Source organism: Alcaligenes sp. 13f (assembly GCF_020496585.1).
Taxonomy (GTDB): Bacteria; Pseudomonadota; Gammaproteobacteria; order Burkholderiales; family Burkholderiaceae_B; genus Alcaligenes; species Alcaligenes phenolicus.
This window is the reverse complement of the sequence record NZ_JAHKKC010000014.1, coordinates 33,156-47,135: the sequence shown is the minus strand read 5'-3', so window position 1 is coordinate 47,135 and position 13,980 is coordinate 33,156. Positions and strand designations below refer to the sequence as shown.

Here is a 13,980-nt window from a genome sequence, read left to right as displayed (position 1 = left end):
GAATAGCATAAATGCACCGTGCCATTAGGCCTTATTTTTAGCGATTTAAATACTCATAATGAGCATAATTAATGCCCCCGAGCCGACAGCGCAAGCTGCAGAGACACGAGCTCACCGTATTCCTTCCTTGCCCGACGTCATCCTGGAACCCTTGGTGCGCGCCACCTTGCAAGAAGACTTGGGTCGCGCTGGTGATCTGACGACGGACTCCATCGTTCCCGCAGCAACGCGCACGCAAATGCGCCTGGTGGCCCGCGAGGATGGTGTGTTGGCTGGCCTGGATCTGGCTCGTCTGGCCTTTACCTTGCTGGACCCTACGTTGCGCTTTGAGGCTCAACTGCAAGATGGCGATGTCCTGACTCCGGGGGCGCAGATTGCGGTCATTAGTGGCTCGGCCCGTTCCATGCTGACGGCAGAGCGCTGCGCCTTGAATTTCCTGGGGCATTTAAGTGGCGTGGCATCGGCTACTGCCTCCATTGCCCGCGCGATTGCGCCTTACGGCACTAAAGTCACTTGCACCCGTAAAACCATGCCCGGCCTGCGCGCTGTGCAGAAATACGCAGTTCGAGTCGGGGGCGGCAGCAACCATCGCTTTGGTCTGGATGACGCGGTACTGATCAAAGACAATCACATTGCCGTTGCCGGGGGCGTCAAAGCCGCCGTGGAAGCAGCTCGTGCTTATATTGGCCATCTGGTTTGCATTGAGGTGGAAGTCGATACCCTGGAGCAGCTGGATGAAGTGCTGGAACTGGGTGTGGACAGCATTCTTCTGGACAATATGGACACCGCAACCTTGACCGAGGCCGTGGCCCGCGTCGCAGGCCGAGCCAAAACAGAAGCCTCTGGTCGTATCACTCCGGAAACAGCCGTAGAAATAGCCCGTTGCGGTGTAGACCGAATCGCAGTGGGCTGGATTACGCACAGTGCCCGTGTGCTGGATATTGGTCTGGATGCTTGAGTAGAGAAACGTGTTAGCTGTCATGGCGGGTTTTCAGGTGGGGAAGCGGGCGGCTGCAGCCACCTTGCTGGGAATGGTGGCGCTAGGCTTGGGTAATCCAGCGGCGCAGGCAAGGGAGGTGGCAGTCGAGCAGGCTGTGACATATCCCCTCAAGCCGATTACCGTGATCGTCACCTTTCCGCCTGGCGGCGGGACCGACTTGCTGGCCCGCAAACTGGGCCCCAGGCTGGAAAGAGCGCTGGGCCAACCCGTTATTATCGACAACCGACCTGGTGCCAGCGGCAATATTGGTGCGCGGGCGGTAGCTTATGCCCGCGCTGACGGCTACACCTTGCTGATGGCCAATAGCTCTTTTGCCATCAATCCTGGCGTATTTCGTAACCTGGGCTTCAAACCCAAAGAAGACTTTGCGCCGATTGCGAATATAGGATTTGTGCCCTCCGTGATCGTGACCGGACACGGGTCGGATATTCAGAATCTGGAACAAGTTCTGGAGCAGCAGTCCGAACCGGCCTTGGCTTATGCGTCCTGCGGAAATGGCACTCCTCAGCATCTGGCCGGAGAGATGCTCTATGACTTGCGAGGCACGGCCTTGCTGCATATCCCGTATCGCGGCTGCGGCCCCGCTTTGAACGATGTGGTCGCGGGCCAGGTGCCTTTAGGCATTGTGACCTTGTCCAGCGCGGCTACCTTGATCGAGTCAGGACACTTGCGCGCCTTGGCCGTCACCTCTGCCCAACGCAGCCCCGTTCTGCCTAAAGTGCCAACCGTGGCTGAAGTCAGTCATAGTGATTTCGAGCTGGACCAATGGCACGGCCTGTTGGCTCCGTCTCACACGCCTGAACACATTATCAATACGCTGAACCGCGTCGTGCAAAAAGCCCTGACGGACCCGGCCATGCAATCGCAATTGCTGGCATTGGGTTATACGCCGCAAGAAGGCAATGAATCAGCACAAGCCAGTGGCTTCAAGGCCATGATCTGGAACGACATCGACCGATTTGGGGCCTTGGCTTACAAGATTGGTTTGCAGGTGGATTAGGGCGGGTAGGGCCCTGCTTTGCGGGCTCGTTGACTCCTGGAACGCAAGCGACAGGTTTTCCTCTGATGGTGTTCCGGCACCCGCAGGCATCAGATCATGCGGCAATATGCCCAGTTTCTATATGAATCTTATTGGTCCCTCAGACAGTTTGAGGCCCAGGCAGCGGTTTGGGCTTACCTGGGCCAATATCTATAGAGAGGCGAGGGGCCGATAACTGAGCTTGTGTTTGTCTGACAGTTGGTCAGTCGATTGTGAACTGACAGACAAGCCCAGCTTCTATTTAGAAGAAGCTGTCTTCACTGGGCGCCTCAGGAACAGGCTGGGTCGCAAACCAGTGTTTTTCCAGTAGCAGGGTGTGCGTCAAACCATCCTTGCTGCAGTTGGAATCGATCTCGATCTGGCCGCGCTGGCTGCCGCCCGCATTGAAATTATCGGCCTCTACTTCGGCAGCGGCGATATAAGCCTGCAGGTTCAGATCAGGCTGACCACGATCCAGAACAAACTGACGAATCGCTTCAGTGCCTAACTCATTAAGGGTGTAGGTGTAGTTCATGGCGTGCTCCTGATTATTAACCTTGATAATACGGGACCATATGCCTGAATCCTAGCACGCTGAGGGGCTCTGTCGGATAGCAAAGCGTTACGGGTTTTCGCGATAGAAAACGAAACGTGCTTGCGGTCGATGTGAGGCCAATAAAAAAGCAGCCATGCGCGAATCTGCACATGGCTGCTCTATATAGAGCCTGTTTCTTGAGCTTGCTTAGAAGCTGCCGAAAATCGTACCCAGCGTAATCACGGTGATCAGCGCAAAGATAGGAGCAGCCATTGTCACCATGGCGATATTGCCATAGGACTGACGATGGTTCAGCTTGCAGATGGACAGCAAGGTAATGATCGCGCCGCAATGGGGCAGGGTATCCAGACCGCCCGCTGCCATCACTGCCACTCGGTGCAGCAGTTCAGGGCTGATGCCAGCTTGATGAGCCATCGCCAAATAATCCGAACCCAACGTCTGCAAGGCAATACTCAAACCGCCTGAAGACGAGCCTGTAATCCCGGCCAATGTCGTCATGGCGACTGCTTCCGAGATCAGTGGATTGCCAGGAGCCACGTTCAACACAAAGTCCCGAATAATCGCAAAGCCTGCCAGGCTGGCAATCACCGCGCCGTAACCAACTTCAGAGGCGGTATTGAACAAAGGCAGCATGAAACCAAATACGCCTTTATTGATGCTCTCGCGCAGACTCTTCCAGTGACCCAAGCGGCTGATGATCAGCACCAGGTTCGCGGTAATCAAGGCAATAATCAGCGCCCACAGACCCGTAATCTTGGCAGGATCAACCTGAGGAAAGCGCTCGGCCATGAACTCGAAGTTCGTGCCGGGGAAAATCCCATAAGTGAACAAGGCATTGACGCCAATCACCAGAATCAGCGGCAAGATAGCCAGGAAGATAGGCATGGGTTTCTGACCATGCGTACTGTGATCGTCGCTGGCCTCAAAATGATCCTGACCGTGGTCGCCATAGCCTTCGCCATTCGCAATAGCTTTGCGCGCACGCGACTGCAGCCACCACAAGCCGCCCAAAGCCATGATCAAACCACCAATAATCCCCAGCCCAGGTGCAGCAAACACGTTAGTGCCGTAGTAAGGAATAGGAATCGCGTTCTGAATGGCAGGCGTGCCAGGCAGAGCAGTCATGGTGAAGGTAAAGGAACCCAGTGCAATTGCCGCAGGAATCAGACGCTTGGGGATACCCGCTGCGCGAAACAGATCCTTGGCAATCGGATAAATGGCAAAGGCCACCACGAACAAGGACACACCACCATAAGTCAGTACGCCGCACACCATCACAATGGTGGCAATAGCATGACGATGCCCCAGCTTGCGCGTAATCCACTGAGCAATCGCCTGAGCCGCTCCGGAGTCCGCCATCAACTGACCAAACAAGGCACCTAACAAGAAGATGGGCAAGAACTGAAGCACATAGCCGCTAAGTGCGCTCATGAAGGTGGAAGTGTAGATGGGCAACAAAAACCCGGAGTCCCCCGAGAGCAGCACAGCCAGAGCGGCCATCAAGGGAGCCAGCAACAGAACCGTCACCCCCCGATAAGCGAAGAACATCAGCAGCAAAAGCGAGACAACAATAGCAAGCGTACTGGCCATAAACAAAGTTCCTGTGGAAAGTCCGGATCACGGACGTCAGTCAATTAACAAGGACGGATCAAACGCCAAGCAGGCAGTGTAGCAATAGGGGATGACAAACAGGCTTGATAGGGCGCAAGGGGGAGGAGTAGCAGGGAATGGCTAGCGTGTTTACTTTTTGTATCATTTGATTGAGTGGCCGGAACCGGCATTGAAGAAGGGAAGCTCAATGAATACAAGGGCTTAGCGTTTTCATAGGAGAGAATCGTCAAAAAGATGAAAAAAGATCGAGATAAGTGCTTGCTAAAAGACGAAACCTTGCTATAATTTCTTCTTCGGCGCATTAGCTCAGCAGGTTAGAGCGACGGAATCATAATCCGCAGGTCCCCTGTTCGAATCAGGGATGCGCCACCAAGATAAGGAAAACGGCCCACAGCAATGTGGGCCGTTTTTTATTGTTTGTTTAAAACCACCCCATGGGTGGTTTTTTTGTGGGTTGGGATAGATAGGGGGGGACAGTTATTCGTCTACTTCTCTTTGTTCTTGGCGATATACTTTAGGGCTGTTGTCTGAGGGTAGGTATTGGTACCTGAATAAATTTTATTGAAGCTATGTTGATATGTGAAGAGATAGATCTCTGATGTGATGCTGGGTATGAGTTTTTTTGGTTACTGATTGTGTAGGTAAATATACTTAACGTTGGGTTATTTTATTTGGTGAGATATGTGGAGTGAGCTGAGTAACGTCCCGCCGGTAGTACCGCTACTTGTTGTTGAGGTTATTGGAAAATCAAAAGACTCTCAAGACGCCTATGATAGATTAAAAAAATTATGGCCTGAGCTGCATGCTCAGAGTTGTTTTTATTGGGAGAATTTTCCATTTAATCAGACTGTGGTGGGTAAACCAACAGAGTTGAGTATATATTTGGATGGGGGGTTGAATTTATTTGATTCTAGAGTTGGTTGTTCGGATATTGATTGCCGTTTAAAAGCAGCAAGGAATTTATCCCGTAGTCTTGCTTTAATTGGCGACTCTGTTTGGCTTACGGATTATTTAACGGAGAAATTTTTAGAGAAATACAAAAGAGTTTCTGATGATAAGTTATTCGGAATTTTGAATGATGCTCTTGTTCTGGCGGAGTTGTTTCCATTAATAGCGTCGGGTGTTATAAAATTTCGATCTCCTCTAAAAAGTTTCTGTAAATCTTGCTGTATGGAGTTTGAGAATGAAGTGGAGAAAATGGTGAAAGATACGTTGACAGAATATTCTTCTGATTTTGATGTTGAGAGAATACGTGACGACGCTTATATACTCCATACGGGGGCTGTATATAATCCATCATTGGTTTTGGGTGTTTACCCGAGTAAAAACAGGGTCGGTGGACGGCGTACGCCTACTGTAGAAGAGACAAAACAAGAGGTTATATATACTGCAATTCGATCTGCGTTGTGGGTGTGTGAAGAGGCTAGTAAAGGAAATGGCGCTCTTTTTTCTAACTCTACGGTTGGCTTAGCTGCTTTAGTGAAGCGCGAGCAAAAATTAGAAAAACGCCCTCTTTTAAGAGCTTTTGATGAGAAGCGGAGTATTCAAATTCCATGGGTTACTGAGTTGAGTGCTTCACAGATTGTTGAGCTCAGAAGTGAGGCTTCTAAGGCTCTCCCGGGATTGCGAGAGTTATTGGCTAGTCATTTATCTACTAATGATTTTTATAATAAATCGTCTGGTCAGTTAGTCGATGAGCTTCGCTTTCAGGCAATGGAGACGCGGAATGAGCTGGAGAATGTTAAAAAGAATTCGGGGAGATATTGGAAAACTGCATATGCAACAGTAGGCTTAGGTATTTCGGCATATGGGCTTGGTACTGATGGTGTATTTCCAGCGCTTGGTGGGCTGCTGCCAATACTGCATTTGCTTATTGAACACACCACAGGCAGCCAGAAAGAAGTGGATAAATTAGAGCGTAGGGCTGGCTATGTGCTTGTAAAGGCACAGGATTTATTGGCGCACACCCATTCTTAAGGTTTGGTTTGATGGAAGTTGAATGCTAGAGTATTGGGTGGAGTGCGAGTTTTGCAGTGAAATATTAAGCTTGGGTTTGTGGTTTAGAATTTAATCTGGTAAGTATTTTTTATTTTGTTTTTTGGATCTTTGTATTATTCTGACTTTGTTTGAGGGTAACTCTGGGAAATTAGAAACGCTTCGTGAACCGTCAAGCATGAATCGGTTCTACCGTTAATTTCACCCCAGCAGCCCGCGCTAATTTCAGCACAGTGTCGTATCGTGGCTTGGCGCCAGGAGCAAGGGCCTTGTATAGGCTTTCTCGGCCTACACCGGCGTCTTTTGCCATCTTTGTCATGCCTCTGGCTTTAACCACATCCGCAAGCGCAGAAAGGAACAAGGCTGGATCGTCTTCTTCCAAAGCAGCGGAGAGGTACTCGGCGATAGATTCCTCACTATCAAGATATTCAGCGGCGTCGAAAGGGGCAGTTTTGATGGTGGTCATGATTGATCCTCCTGAAATTTTTTCCACATGGCAATTGCAGTTTTTATGTCTTGTTTTTGAGAGGACTTGTCGCCCCCGCTAAGTAGCAGATAGACCACACGGCCCTCACGAGCATAGTAGAGACGATAGCCCGGGCCGAAGTGGATGCGCATCTCAGACACGCCATCACTAATTGGTTTTACGTCTCCGAAATTACCCAGGCTGGCTTGTTTAATGCGAACCACGATCTTCGCTCTGGCCTTGAGGTCTTTTAAGTCTGATAGCCAGGAGCTGAAGGTCTCGGTGCGGTTGATCGTGTTCATGGGGTTGATTGTATCCGTTCGGATACTTTTATGCAATGTAAAGTGCGTAGTTAGGGTGTTCACCCACCTCATAAATTCATGCACTAACAATAAGCGCAATCGGTCTTTTGCCTGCCGCCTTGCTTTGTCTATCCTGATTTCTCGACCTAACGGCTTATCGGGCCGCAAAAATAATCGAGGAATGCTCCATGTCGTTGACGAGAACTCTGCAGTATCTGGGCCTGGCATTGGCGGCCAGCGTCGTATCTTTGACAGCTCAGGCCACCAGTCTGACGGTCGCCTATCAAACCATTCCTACTCCGTCGAACGTGCCTCAGGCAGACGGTGTTTATGAAAAAGAAACTGGCGCCAAGATCGACTGGCGCAAGTTTGATGGTGGGGCAGAGGTCATCAATGCTGTCGCTTCGGGTGATGTGCAAATTGCCTATTTAGGTTCCAGCCCCCTGGCCGCTGCGGCCAGTCGTAAATTACCTATTGAGACCTTTCTGATTGCGGCCGAACTGGGTACCAGCGAAGAGCTGGTTGTGCGTAATGCTTCGGACATTGCGTCTCCACAAGATTTGGTTGGCAAGACGATTGCCACGCCTTTTGTGTCGACCAGTCACTACAGTCTGCTGGCTGCGCTCAAGCATTGGAAGATCGACCCCAAGCAGCTCAATATCATTAATCTGACTCCGGCCAATATCGTAGCAGCCTGGGCTCGCGGTGATATTGATGGTGCCTACACGTGGGACCCGGCCTTGAGCAAGGCCAAGGAAAGCGGCAAGGTGCTGATCAGTTCTGGGGAGCTGGCCAAGTTGGGTGCTCCGACTTTCGATGTGTGGTTGGTGCGCAAGGATTTTGCGGAAAAACATCCGGATATTGTGTCTGCTTTTGCTCGTGTCACCTTGGCTGCGTACGAGAGCTATACGCATGATCCTGCTGCCTGGGTTGCCAATGCTGACAACATCAACAAGCTGTCTCGCCTGACTGGCGCGACGCCTCAAGAAATCCCCAATGTGCTGGCTGGCAGCGGCTTTTTATCTGCGGCTGATCAGATCAAGACCTTAGGTCAGCCCACTGCCAAGGCCTTGGCCGATACCTCTGCTTTTTTGAAAGAGCAGGGTCGTATCGACGAGGTTTTGCCTGATTACGCCGGTTACACCACCGGCAAATATGTCGAGGCGGCTGCCTCGTCGGCCAAGTAATTCTGATGGCGCAGTTAACACTGAATCGCGTCAGCGCACGTTATCCCGGTGCCGATCATTTGGCGCTGCGAGATGTGTCGCTGCAATTGGGGCCGGGGCAGTTGGTGGTGGTGCTGGGGCCTTCGGGCAGTGGCAAGACTACTTTGTTGAATCTGATTGCAGGCTTCACCTTGCCCAGTGCTGGAACGATTATCTTGGATGGCGAACCTGTGCGCGGCCCTGGGGCTGATCGCGGTGTGGTGTTCCAGGACGACGCCTTGCTGCCTTGGCAGACGGTTCTGGAAAATGTGGCTTTTGGTTTGACGCTGCGGGGGGAGTCCAAGGAGCAGCGGCAGGCTGTGGCCCGTCATCAATTGGCTTTGGTGGGGCTGGAGGGCTTGGAGCAGCGCCGTATCTGGCAATTGTCTGGTGGTCAGAAGCAGCGGGTGGGTATTGCTCGTGCTCTGGCAGCGGACCCGCGTGTGCTCTTGCTGGATGAGCCGTTTGGGGCGCTGGATGCCTTTACCCGCGAGCAGGCCCAGACGCTGCTGTTAAATGTTTGGCAGCGTAGCGCCAAGCCTGCTTTTCTGATTACTCACGATATTGAGGAAGCTGTGTTTCTGGCTACCGATCTGATTATTTTGGGCGGTACGCCTGGGCATGTGGTGGAGCGTCTGACGTTGGATTTTGGGCGACGTTACACCGATGGGCAGCCGGTGCGTCAGGTGAAGTCCTCGCCGGAGTTCATCGCGGCGCGAGAGCGCGTGCTGGAGCATGTTTTCTCGGCGCATCCTGTTGCCGCTTCGGCCTGAACTTGGGAGATTGTTTATGAAATCCTCTGTTGCTGGCGAGGTTCTGCAACCAGGCGATATCGCTGGTTTGTCGGGTGCTTCGTCTTTAAGCGTAGGCAGCGATTCCAAGCCTCATCAATCAACGTCCACTAAGCCTCGGCAAACGTCTATTGCCGTGATCAGTTTGCTTACCCTAAGTGGAGTGCTGTTCTTGTGGTGGGCCGTTACTGAGTGGGGCTATGTGGATCCGCTGTTTCTCCCATCACCCCAGGCCGTGCTGAGTCGCGTTTTTCGTCTGTTCTCTGTGGGCTATATGGATGCCACCGTGCAGCAGCATCTGGCGGCCAGTTTGTGGCGGATTAGCTTGGCATTGTTTGCCGCTGTCTTGTTGGCGATTCCTACGGGTATCGCGATTGGTCGTAATCGCATTGCCCAGGGAATTCTGGATCCTTTGATTGAATTCTATCGTCCGATTCCGCCGCTGGCGTATTTGCCGCTGATCGTGATCTGGTTTGGGATTGGTGAGCTATCAAAAGTACTGCTGATTTATCTGGCGATTTTTGCGCCGATCACGATAGCGACAGCTGGCGGAGTGCGTAATGTGGATCCGGTGAAACTGCGTGCGGCTCAATCTCTGGGGGCGACGCGTGCTCAGTTGCTGCGTTACATCATTATCCCCAGTGCCTTGCCTGATATTTTGACGGGCTTGCGCATCGGTTTGGGAGTGGGGTGGTCAACCCTTGTGGCTTCGGAGCTGGTTGCTGCCACGCGTGGTTTGGGATTCATGGTTCAATCAGCAGGGCAGTTTCTGGCAACTGACGTGGTGATGGCGGGGATTCTGCTTATCGCCTTGGTGGCGTTTGCGCTTGAAATCGGTTTGCGTCGATTGCAGGCCAAGCTTGTTCCGTGGCACGGGCAAGCGCGTTAGCAGCCGGGGATGTGATTGTTCGCCTGGAGTTTTTGGTGCAGAGGTTCAGAGTTGATGTTGTGCGGTGTGAGTAGGTCGGCTCTCGTTCGAGCCGACCTGGACGTCCAGGCACCGTAGCATTGGGTCAAGACATGATTATTGCTTTGCTGGTTTATGCCTCAGCTGCTGGATTGAACTCATGGATCCCATAAGGCCTTTATTTAGTGTGTGCACAGTAGCCTTAGTGTGAACACAGCCAGTCAGCTCAGCTCTTGGCAGTTCACACTGACCGAGTCAGCCCACCATCCACCTTGATGTTCTGTCCCGTAATGTAGCCAGCCCCATCCGACAACAAAAACGCAATTGTCGCGGCAATTTCCTCGGCTTTTCCATAACGTCCCATAGGCACGCTTTCTCGCCGTTCTTCGGTCGCCGGCAGGCTATCAATCCAGCCAGGCAGCACGTTGTTCATGCGTACATTCTTGGCTGCATAGCTGTCTGCAAAAATCTTGGTGAAGCTGGCCAGCCCGGCGCGGAATACCGCCGAAGTGGGGAACATCTCCGCAGGCTCAAACGCCCAGGCTGTAGAAATATTCACAATAGCCCCACCACCTTGCGCGGCCATGATGGGCGCTACCAGTCGTGCTGGACGCACGGCATTCAGAAAGTAGACATCCATGCCCTTATGCCAGTCTTCGTCGCTGATCTCCAGAACCGGGCCGCGTGGACCGTGTCCGGCGGAGCTGACCAGGGCGTCGATACGCCCCCAGCGCTGCATGGCCAGGTCAACCAGGCGCTGTAGATCTTCGTTAGATTGATTCGAGCCAGTCAGGCCCACCCCGCCCAGTTCTTTAGCTAGTGCCTCGCCCTTGCCGGACGAGGACAGGATGGCGACGCGATAACCATCTTGAGCCAGCCTGCGGGCCGCAGCGGCGCCCATGCCCGAGCCGCCTGCGCTAATCAGTGCTACTTTTTCTACAGTCATGAGAGCCTCCGTGTGCTGAGATTAATACTATTATTTCAGCTGTAAATGGAAAAATCATGCGATAAATAAACCTTCCAGGATGTAGAAAAACTACTGTCAGAATAATGATGAAATCTCGCCGTTCATTGCCTCCGCTCAACGCCTTGCGTGCTTTTGAAGTGTCTGGCCGTCGTTTGAGTTTCCGTGCCGCTGCTGATGAGCTGGGCGTGACTCAAGGTGCGGTCGCCCAGCAAGTTCGGGCCTTGGAAGAGCATCTGGGGCTGGCGCTGTTTCAGCGTCATCCGCGTGGTTTGCAGCTGACTTTAGCGGGCGCGGCCTATTTGGCCGAGGTGACTCGTGCTTTTGACACTTTGGCTGATGCAACAGGGCGCTTGTTGGTGCGCCCCGATACAGTCACGATCAGCGTCACGCCCACGGTGGCGGCCAAATTGCTGATTCCCCGCCTGGGGGATTTGCAAGCGGTCTTGCCCGATGTGGAGCTGCGTACCGTGGCAACCGAGGCCTTGTCGGATTTTGAGCGCGATCAGGTTGATATTGCCGTGCGCCTGACTCGTCCACCGTTTGCTCCGGATCTGGAGGCCCAACTGCTGTTTCGTCAGGATCTGGTGGCCGTGGCCAGTCCTCGTTTGATAGGGAACATGACGCTTCCATTGTCGATTGAGCAACTGAGTGCTTTACCTTTATTGCATGATGCTCACGATCATTGGGCTACGTTTTTGAAAAGCAGTGGCAGATTGCCGGGCCCGGTGTTCAACCAGACAACGCTGGCATTGGATGCAGCCATGGCGGGTCAAGGTGTGGCTTTGGCGTGCAGGGCTTTTGTGGCAACAGATCTGGCCGCTGGGCGTTTGGTTCAGGTGGCGGAAGCAGGGGCTTTAGGGCCGGATTTCTATCTGGTACGCAAGCGATCAGCCCCGGTCAGACAGTCGGTGGAGGCAGTATGGGATTGGTGTTTGAAGAGATTGTTAATTCTGTAGCCTGATGCGCAGCTTGTTTGCCCTTTTTAAGGGGGCTGACGTTGCTATGAATGAGGTACGGCTTGGCCGCAAGCCCATTGCCATGGTTGATGTGAATCTTGCGTTTTTGGTCTTCCGGATGCAAAAGGCTAAACTGGCCGCACTTCTGGTGCAGCAGCACCCAGCTTTTTACAGGAAAAAAATATGAGCACACCGCTTCCCTGTCCTCAGTGCACCTTGGAAAATACCTACCATGACACGGAGCAATGGGTATGTGCCGATTGCGGCTATGAATGGCAAGATGCGGACCCGGCTGCCGAATCAGACACCGATGACGATGAGCTGATCGTTAAAGACAGCAACGGTAACTTGCTGGCCGCGGGTGACGATGTGATTCTGATCCGCGACTTGAAGGTCAAAGGCTCCAGCACCTTGAAGAAAGGTGCCAAGGCCAAAGGCATACGTCTGGTTCGTGGTGACCACGAAGTCGATTGCAAAATTGATGGCATCAGCTACTTGTTGAAGGCCATGTATTTGAAGAAAGCCTAAGTACCCAAACTTGGTTTTTTTGCAGGCGCAGCGTATAGACACGCTGCGCTTTTTTTATGTCTGCAGACAGAATAAGGCATCCAGGCGACAGCAACTATCAGCTAGCGTATTGATGGCAGGTAGTAGCAAACAAGGCGCTGGACGTGTATATAATAATGAGAATGATTATTAATTAGTTATTAACCTGATTGTCTCTATGTCCAAGCTGACGGCGGCGTTCCTGACCCATTACCCGGATTTGATCCGCTATCTGCGCAGGCGTACTCACTGCTCTGAACTGGCGCAAGATTGCGCGCATGACACCTGGCTGCGTTTGCTGGAGAAGGGCAAGCAGGTCACGGCAGACAACCACCGGGCTTATGTGTTCAGAGTGGCTGCCAATATTGTGGCGGACTGGTATCGGCGTCAAACACGTGAGCAGGCTGCTTTCGATGGCTATGCCTTGAGTGTCGCCCATCACCATGCCCCGGATACGTATGAGGAAGTGCTGGCCAAGGAAACCTTGCAGCGCCTGGAGCAGGCCTTGATGGCCCAGTCCCAGCGCAGTGTGCGGATTTTCATGATGCATCGCTGTGAAGAGATGAGCTACGCGCAGATCGCCCAGAAGTTGTCAGTGTCCGAGAGCACGATTGAGAAACACATGATGCGCATTTTGCTGGTGGCGCACCAAGTCTTTAATTCCGCAGTATGAACGCGCAGTCAGATTCGGCCTGGAGCCGTGTAGACGAAGACGCCGCCCGCTGGGTGGTGCGCAAAGAAGGCACCAAGCTGGAGCCGGACGCCCAGGCCCAGTTCGACGCCTGGTATGAAGCCGATCCGTTGCATGCCCAAACCTACGATGCCTTGGCAGCCAGTTGGCGGAGGCTGGATCAGGTTTCGGTGTTGCCTATCGCCCGTAAAAAGAGAAAGTCACGCGTCAAAACCCTGGCCAGTGCCTGTGTCTTGATGGGTGCGTCTTTTTACGCCTGGCAGATGTTTGAGCTGCAAGGCTCGATCCGCAGCGGGGTGGAGATCACTCAGTTGAGTTTGCCTGATGGTTCGGTGGCGATTCTGGACGCACAGACTCGTGTGCGTCTGAATTTTGAAAATGGCCAACGACAAGTCAGCGTGGAGTCGGGGCGTGCCTTCTTCCAGGTGGTGCCTGCTTCGCCCCAGACAGGTCCGTTCACCGTGCAGGCCGGTCCGGCACAAGCGACGGCTTTGGGAACGCGCTACGAGGTCAGTCTTATAGATCAGATCAGCGCTGTGGCGGTATACGAACATACCGTGCAGGTGCAGTGCCAGTCTTGCGAGAGCTCGCAGCCAGTAATCTTGCAGCCGGGAGACAGTGCCACGGTAGCGGGCGGGCAACTGCGGGCGCAGTTGGCTCAGCCTGCAACGTCCACGTATGCGGAAGCGGCGCCTGCCTGGGTGAACGGCTTGCTGAGCTTTGATGATGTCAGCTTGAAAGAAGTTGCCCGTCAGTTGGGGGAATACACCCATCGAGTGATCTGGATTGGCAGCGAGCAGGCGGGCTCAATGCGAGTGTCCGGTGTGGTGCAAGCGGCTCGCCCAGCCGCTGCACTGAACTTGCTGACCCTGGGCCAAGGCTTGCAAATCAAGGAGTTACCAGGGCTTATAGTTATTTACTAATGATAACTATTATCAATTAAAAAATACGATGGCAATCAGGGGTGAG

The 13,980-nt window shown here is 53.0% G+C and carries 16 protein-coding genes and 1 tRNA gene; 12 read left to right on the top strand and 5 right to left on the bottom strand.

Features of this window, described 5'->3' with window-relative positions:
- Positions 1-58: 58 nt before the first annotated feature.
- Positions 59-958: a carboxylating nicotinate-nucleotide diphosphorylase gene (nadC, locus tag KOE80_RS13155; protein ID WP_088452421.1), complete on the top strand. Its 900-nt coding sequence runs from the start codon at positions 59-61 to the stop codon at positions 956-958.
- A 22-nt stretch (positions 959-980) separates the two neighbouring features.
- Positions 981-2,000 carry a tripartite tricarboxylate transporter substrate binding protein gene (locus KOE80_RS13150; RefSeq protein WP_226349340.1) on the top strand — a complete coding sequence of 340 codons (1,020 nt, stop codon included), beginning with the start codon at positions 981-983 and terminating at the stop codon, positions 1,998-2,000.
- A 280-nt stretch (positions 2,001-2,280) separates the two neighbouring features.
- Here the strand turns inward: KOE80_RS13150 and KOE80_RS13145 are convergent, their stop codons facing one another.
- Complete coding sequence (locus KOE80_RS13145) at positions 2,281-2,553, bottom strand: hypothetical protein (protein WP_009458345.1); 273 nt, start codon at positions 2,551-2,553, stop codon at positions 2,281-2,283.
- Positions 2,554-2,760: 207 nt separating this feature from the next.
- Positions 2,761-4,164 carry a GntP family permease gene (locus KOE80_RS13140; protein WP_226349309.1) on the bottom strand — a complete coding sequence of 468 codons (1,404 nt, stop codon included), beginning with the start codon at positions 4,162-4,164 and terminating at the stop codon, positions 2,761-2,763.
- Between the two features lie 316 nt (positions 4,165-4,480).
- Between KOE80_RS13140 and KOE80_RS13135 the strand changes: the two genes are divergently transcribed.
- Both KOE80_RS13135 and KOE80_RS13130 read left to right on the top strand, forming a co-directional pair.
- Positions 4,481-4,557: transfer RNA gene (locus KOE80_RS13135), tRNA-Met, on the top strand.
- Between the two features lie 309 nt (positions 4,558-4,866).
- Entirely contained in the window at positions 4,867-6,162 is a 1,296-nt protein-coding gene (locus tag KOE80_RS13130) for a hypothetical protein (protein WP_226349308.1), read from the top strand.
- A 190-nt stretch (positions 6,163-6,352) separates the two neighbouring features.
- On the opposite strand, the gene KOE80_RS13125 is transcribed toward KOE80_RS13130, so the two are convergent.
- Positions 6,353-6,646 carry an addiction module antidote protein gene (locus tag KOE80_RS13125; protein ID WP_226349307.1) on the bottom strand — a complete coding sequence of 98 codons (294 nt, stop codon included), beginning with the start codon at positions 6,644-6,646 and terminating at the stop codon, positions 6,353-6,355.
- Complete coding sequence (locus KOE80_RS13120; protein ID WP_226349306.1) at positions 6,643-6,948, bottom strand: type II toxin-antitoxin system RelE/ParE family toxin; 306 nt, start codon at positions 6,946-6,948, stop codon at positions 6,643-6,645. Before KOE80_RS13120 ends, KOE80_RS13125 begins: the two co-directional genes overlap by 4 nt.
- Before the next feature lie 188 nt (positions 6,949-7,136).
- Here KOE80_RS13120 and tauA point away from each other — a divergent pair, with 188 nt between their 5' ends.
- Genes tauA through tauC form a run of 3 tightly spaced genes read left to right on the top strand, consistent with a single transcriptional unit; the run spans position 7,137 to position 9,833 of the window.
- Positions 7,137-8,135 carry a taurine ABC transporter substrate-binding protein gene (gene tauA / locus KOE80_RS13115; RefSeq protein WP_226349305.1) on the top strand — a complete coding sequence of 333 codons (999 nt, stop codon included), beginning with the start codon at positions 7,137-7,139 and terminating at the stop codon, positions 8,133-8,135.
- Between the two features lie 5 nt (positions 8,136-8,140).
- The gene (gene tauB, locus KOE80_RS13110; RefSeq protein WP_226349304.1) at positions 8,141-8,926 is read left to right on the top strand and encodes a taurine ABC transporter ATP-binding subunit; all 786 of its coding nucleotides are present in this window, start codon (positions 8,141-8,143) and stop codon (positions 8,924-8,926) included.
- 16 nt (positions 8,927-8,942) lie between these two features.
- Positions 8,943-9,833, top strand: coding sequence for a taurine ABC transporter permease TauC (gene tauC / locus KOE80_RS13105; protein WP_226349303.1), 891 nt, complete (start codon positions 8,943-8,945; stop codon positions 9,831-9,833).
- 259 nt (positions 9,834-10,092) lie between these two features.
- Here the strand turns inward: tauC and KOE80_RS13100 are convergent, their stop codons facing one another.
- Positions 10,093-10,797, bottom strand: a complete 705-nt coding sequence (locus KOE80_RS13100) for an SDR family oxidoreductase (protein WP_060186934.1) — start codon at positions 10,795-10,797, stop codon at positions 10,093-10,095.
- Between the two features lie 104 nt (positions 10,798-10,901).
- Here KOE80_RS13100 and KOE80_RS13095 point away from each other — a divergent pair, with 104 nt between their 5' ends.
- From KOE80_RS13095 to KOE80_RS13075, 5 genes are all read left to right on the top strand, one after another.
- Entirely contained in the window at positions 10,902-11,774 is an 873-nt protein-coding gene (locus KOE80_RS13095; protein WP_226349302.1) for a LysR substrate-binding domain-containing protein, read from the top strand.
- 46 nt (positions 11,775-11,820) lie between these two features.
- Entirely contained in the window at positions 11,821-11,961 is a 141-nt protein-coding gene (locus KOE80_RS13090; protein WP_226349301.1) for a hypothetical protein, read from the top strand.
- A complete protein-coding gene (locus tag KOE80_RS13085; RefSeq protein ID WP_009458410.1) occupies positions 11,958-12,302 on the top strand; it encodes a zinc ribbon domain-containing protein YjdM in 345 nt (114 codons plus the stop codon). The genes KOE80_RS13090 and KOE80_RS13085 overlap by 4 nt, the downstream gene beginning before the upstream one ends.
- A 196-nt stretch (positions 12,303-12,498) precedes the next feature.
- The gene (locus tag KOE80_RS13080; protein WP_009458412.1) at positions 12,499-12,993 is read left to right on the top strand and encodes an RNA polymerase sigma factor; all 495 of its coding nucleotides are present in this window, start codon (positions 12,499-12,501) and stop codon (positions 12,991-12,993) included.
- Positions 12,990-13,934 (top strand): FecR family protein, encoded by a 945-nt coding sequence (locus KOE80_RS13075; protein ID WP_226349300.1) that lies wholly within the window; start codon positions 12,990-12,992, stop codon positions 13,932-13,934. The genes KOE80_RS13080 and KOE80_RS13075 overlap by 4 nt, the downstream gene beginning before the upstream one ends.
- Positions 13,935-13,980 lie beyond the last annotated feature (46 nt).

What these genes read in the sequence shown, in the direction of transcription:
- KOE80_RS13145 (WP_009458345.1), bottom strand. Translation starts at nt 2,553, where the DNA reads ATGAACTACACCTACACCCTTAATGAGTTAGGCACTGAAGCGATTCGT.
- KOE80_RS13085 (WP_009458410.1), top strand. Translation starts at nt 11,958, where the DNA reads ATGAGCACACCGCTTCCCTGTCCTCAGTGCACCTTGGAAAATACCTAC.
- KOE80_RS13080 (WP_009458412.1), top strand. Translation starts at nt 12,499, where the DNA reads ATGTCCAAGCTGACGGCGGCGTTCCTGACCCATTACCCGGATTTGATC.
- tauB (WP_226349304.1), top strand. Translation starts at nt 8,141, where the DNA reads ATGGCGCAGTTAACACTGAATCGCGTCAGCGCACGTTATCCCGGTGCC.
- tauA (WP_226349305.1), top strand. Translation starts at nt 7,137, where the DNA reads ATGTCGTTGACGAGAACTCTGCAGTATCTGGGCCTGGCATTGGCGGCC.
- nadC (WP_088452421.1), top strand. Translation starts at nt 59, where the DNA reads ATGAGCATAATTAATGCCCCCGAGCCGACAGCGCAAGCTGCAGAGACA.
- KOE80_RS13125 (WP_226349307.1), bottom strand. Translation starts at nt 6,646, where the DNA reads ATGACCACCATCAAAACTGCCCCTTTCGACGCCGCTGAATATCTTGAT.
- KOE80_RS13100 (WP_060186934.1), bottom strand. Translation starts at nt 10,797, where the DNA reads ATGACTGTAGAAAAAGTAGCACTGATTAGCGCAGGCGGCTCGGGCATG.
- KOE80_RS13120 (WP_226349306.1), bottom strand. Translation starts at nt 6,948, where the DNA reads ATGAACACGATCAACCGCACCGAGACCTTCAGCTCCTGGCTATCAGAC.
- KOE80_RS13075 (WP_226349300.1), top strand. Translation starts at nt 12,990, where the DNA reads ATGAACGCGCAGTCAGATTCGGCCTGGAGCCGTGTAGACGAAGACGCC.
- KOE80_RS13130 (WP_226349308.1), top strand. Translation starts at nt 4,867, where the DNA reads ATGTGGAGTGAGCTGAGTAACGTCCCGCCGGTAGTACCGCTACTTGTT.
- KOE80_RS13095 (WP_226349302.1), top strand. Translation starts at nt 10,902, where the DNA reads ATGATGAAATCTCGCCGTTCATTGCCTCCGCTCAACGCCTTGCGTGCT.
- KOE80_RS13140 (WP_226349309.1), bottom strand. Translation starts at nt 4,164, where the DNA reads ATGGCCAGTACGCTTGCTATTGTTGTCTCGCTTTTGCTGCTGATGTTC.
- KOE80_RS13090 (WP_226349301.1), top strand. Translation starts at nt 11,821, where the DNA reads ATGAATGAGGTACGGCTTGGCCGCAAGCCCATTGCCATGGTTGATGTG.
- tauC (WP_226349303.1), top strand. Translation starts at nt 8,943, where the DNA reads ATGAAATCCTCTGTTGCTGGCGAGGTTCTGCAACCAGGCGATATCGCT.
- KOE80_RS13150 (WP_226349340.1), top strand. Translation starts at nt 981, where the DNA reads ATGGCGGGTTTTCAGGTGGGGAAGCGGGCGGCTGCAGCCACCTTGCTG.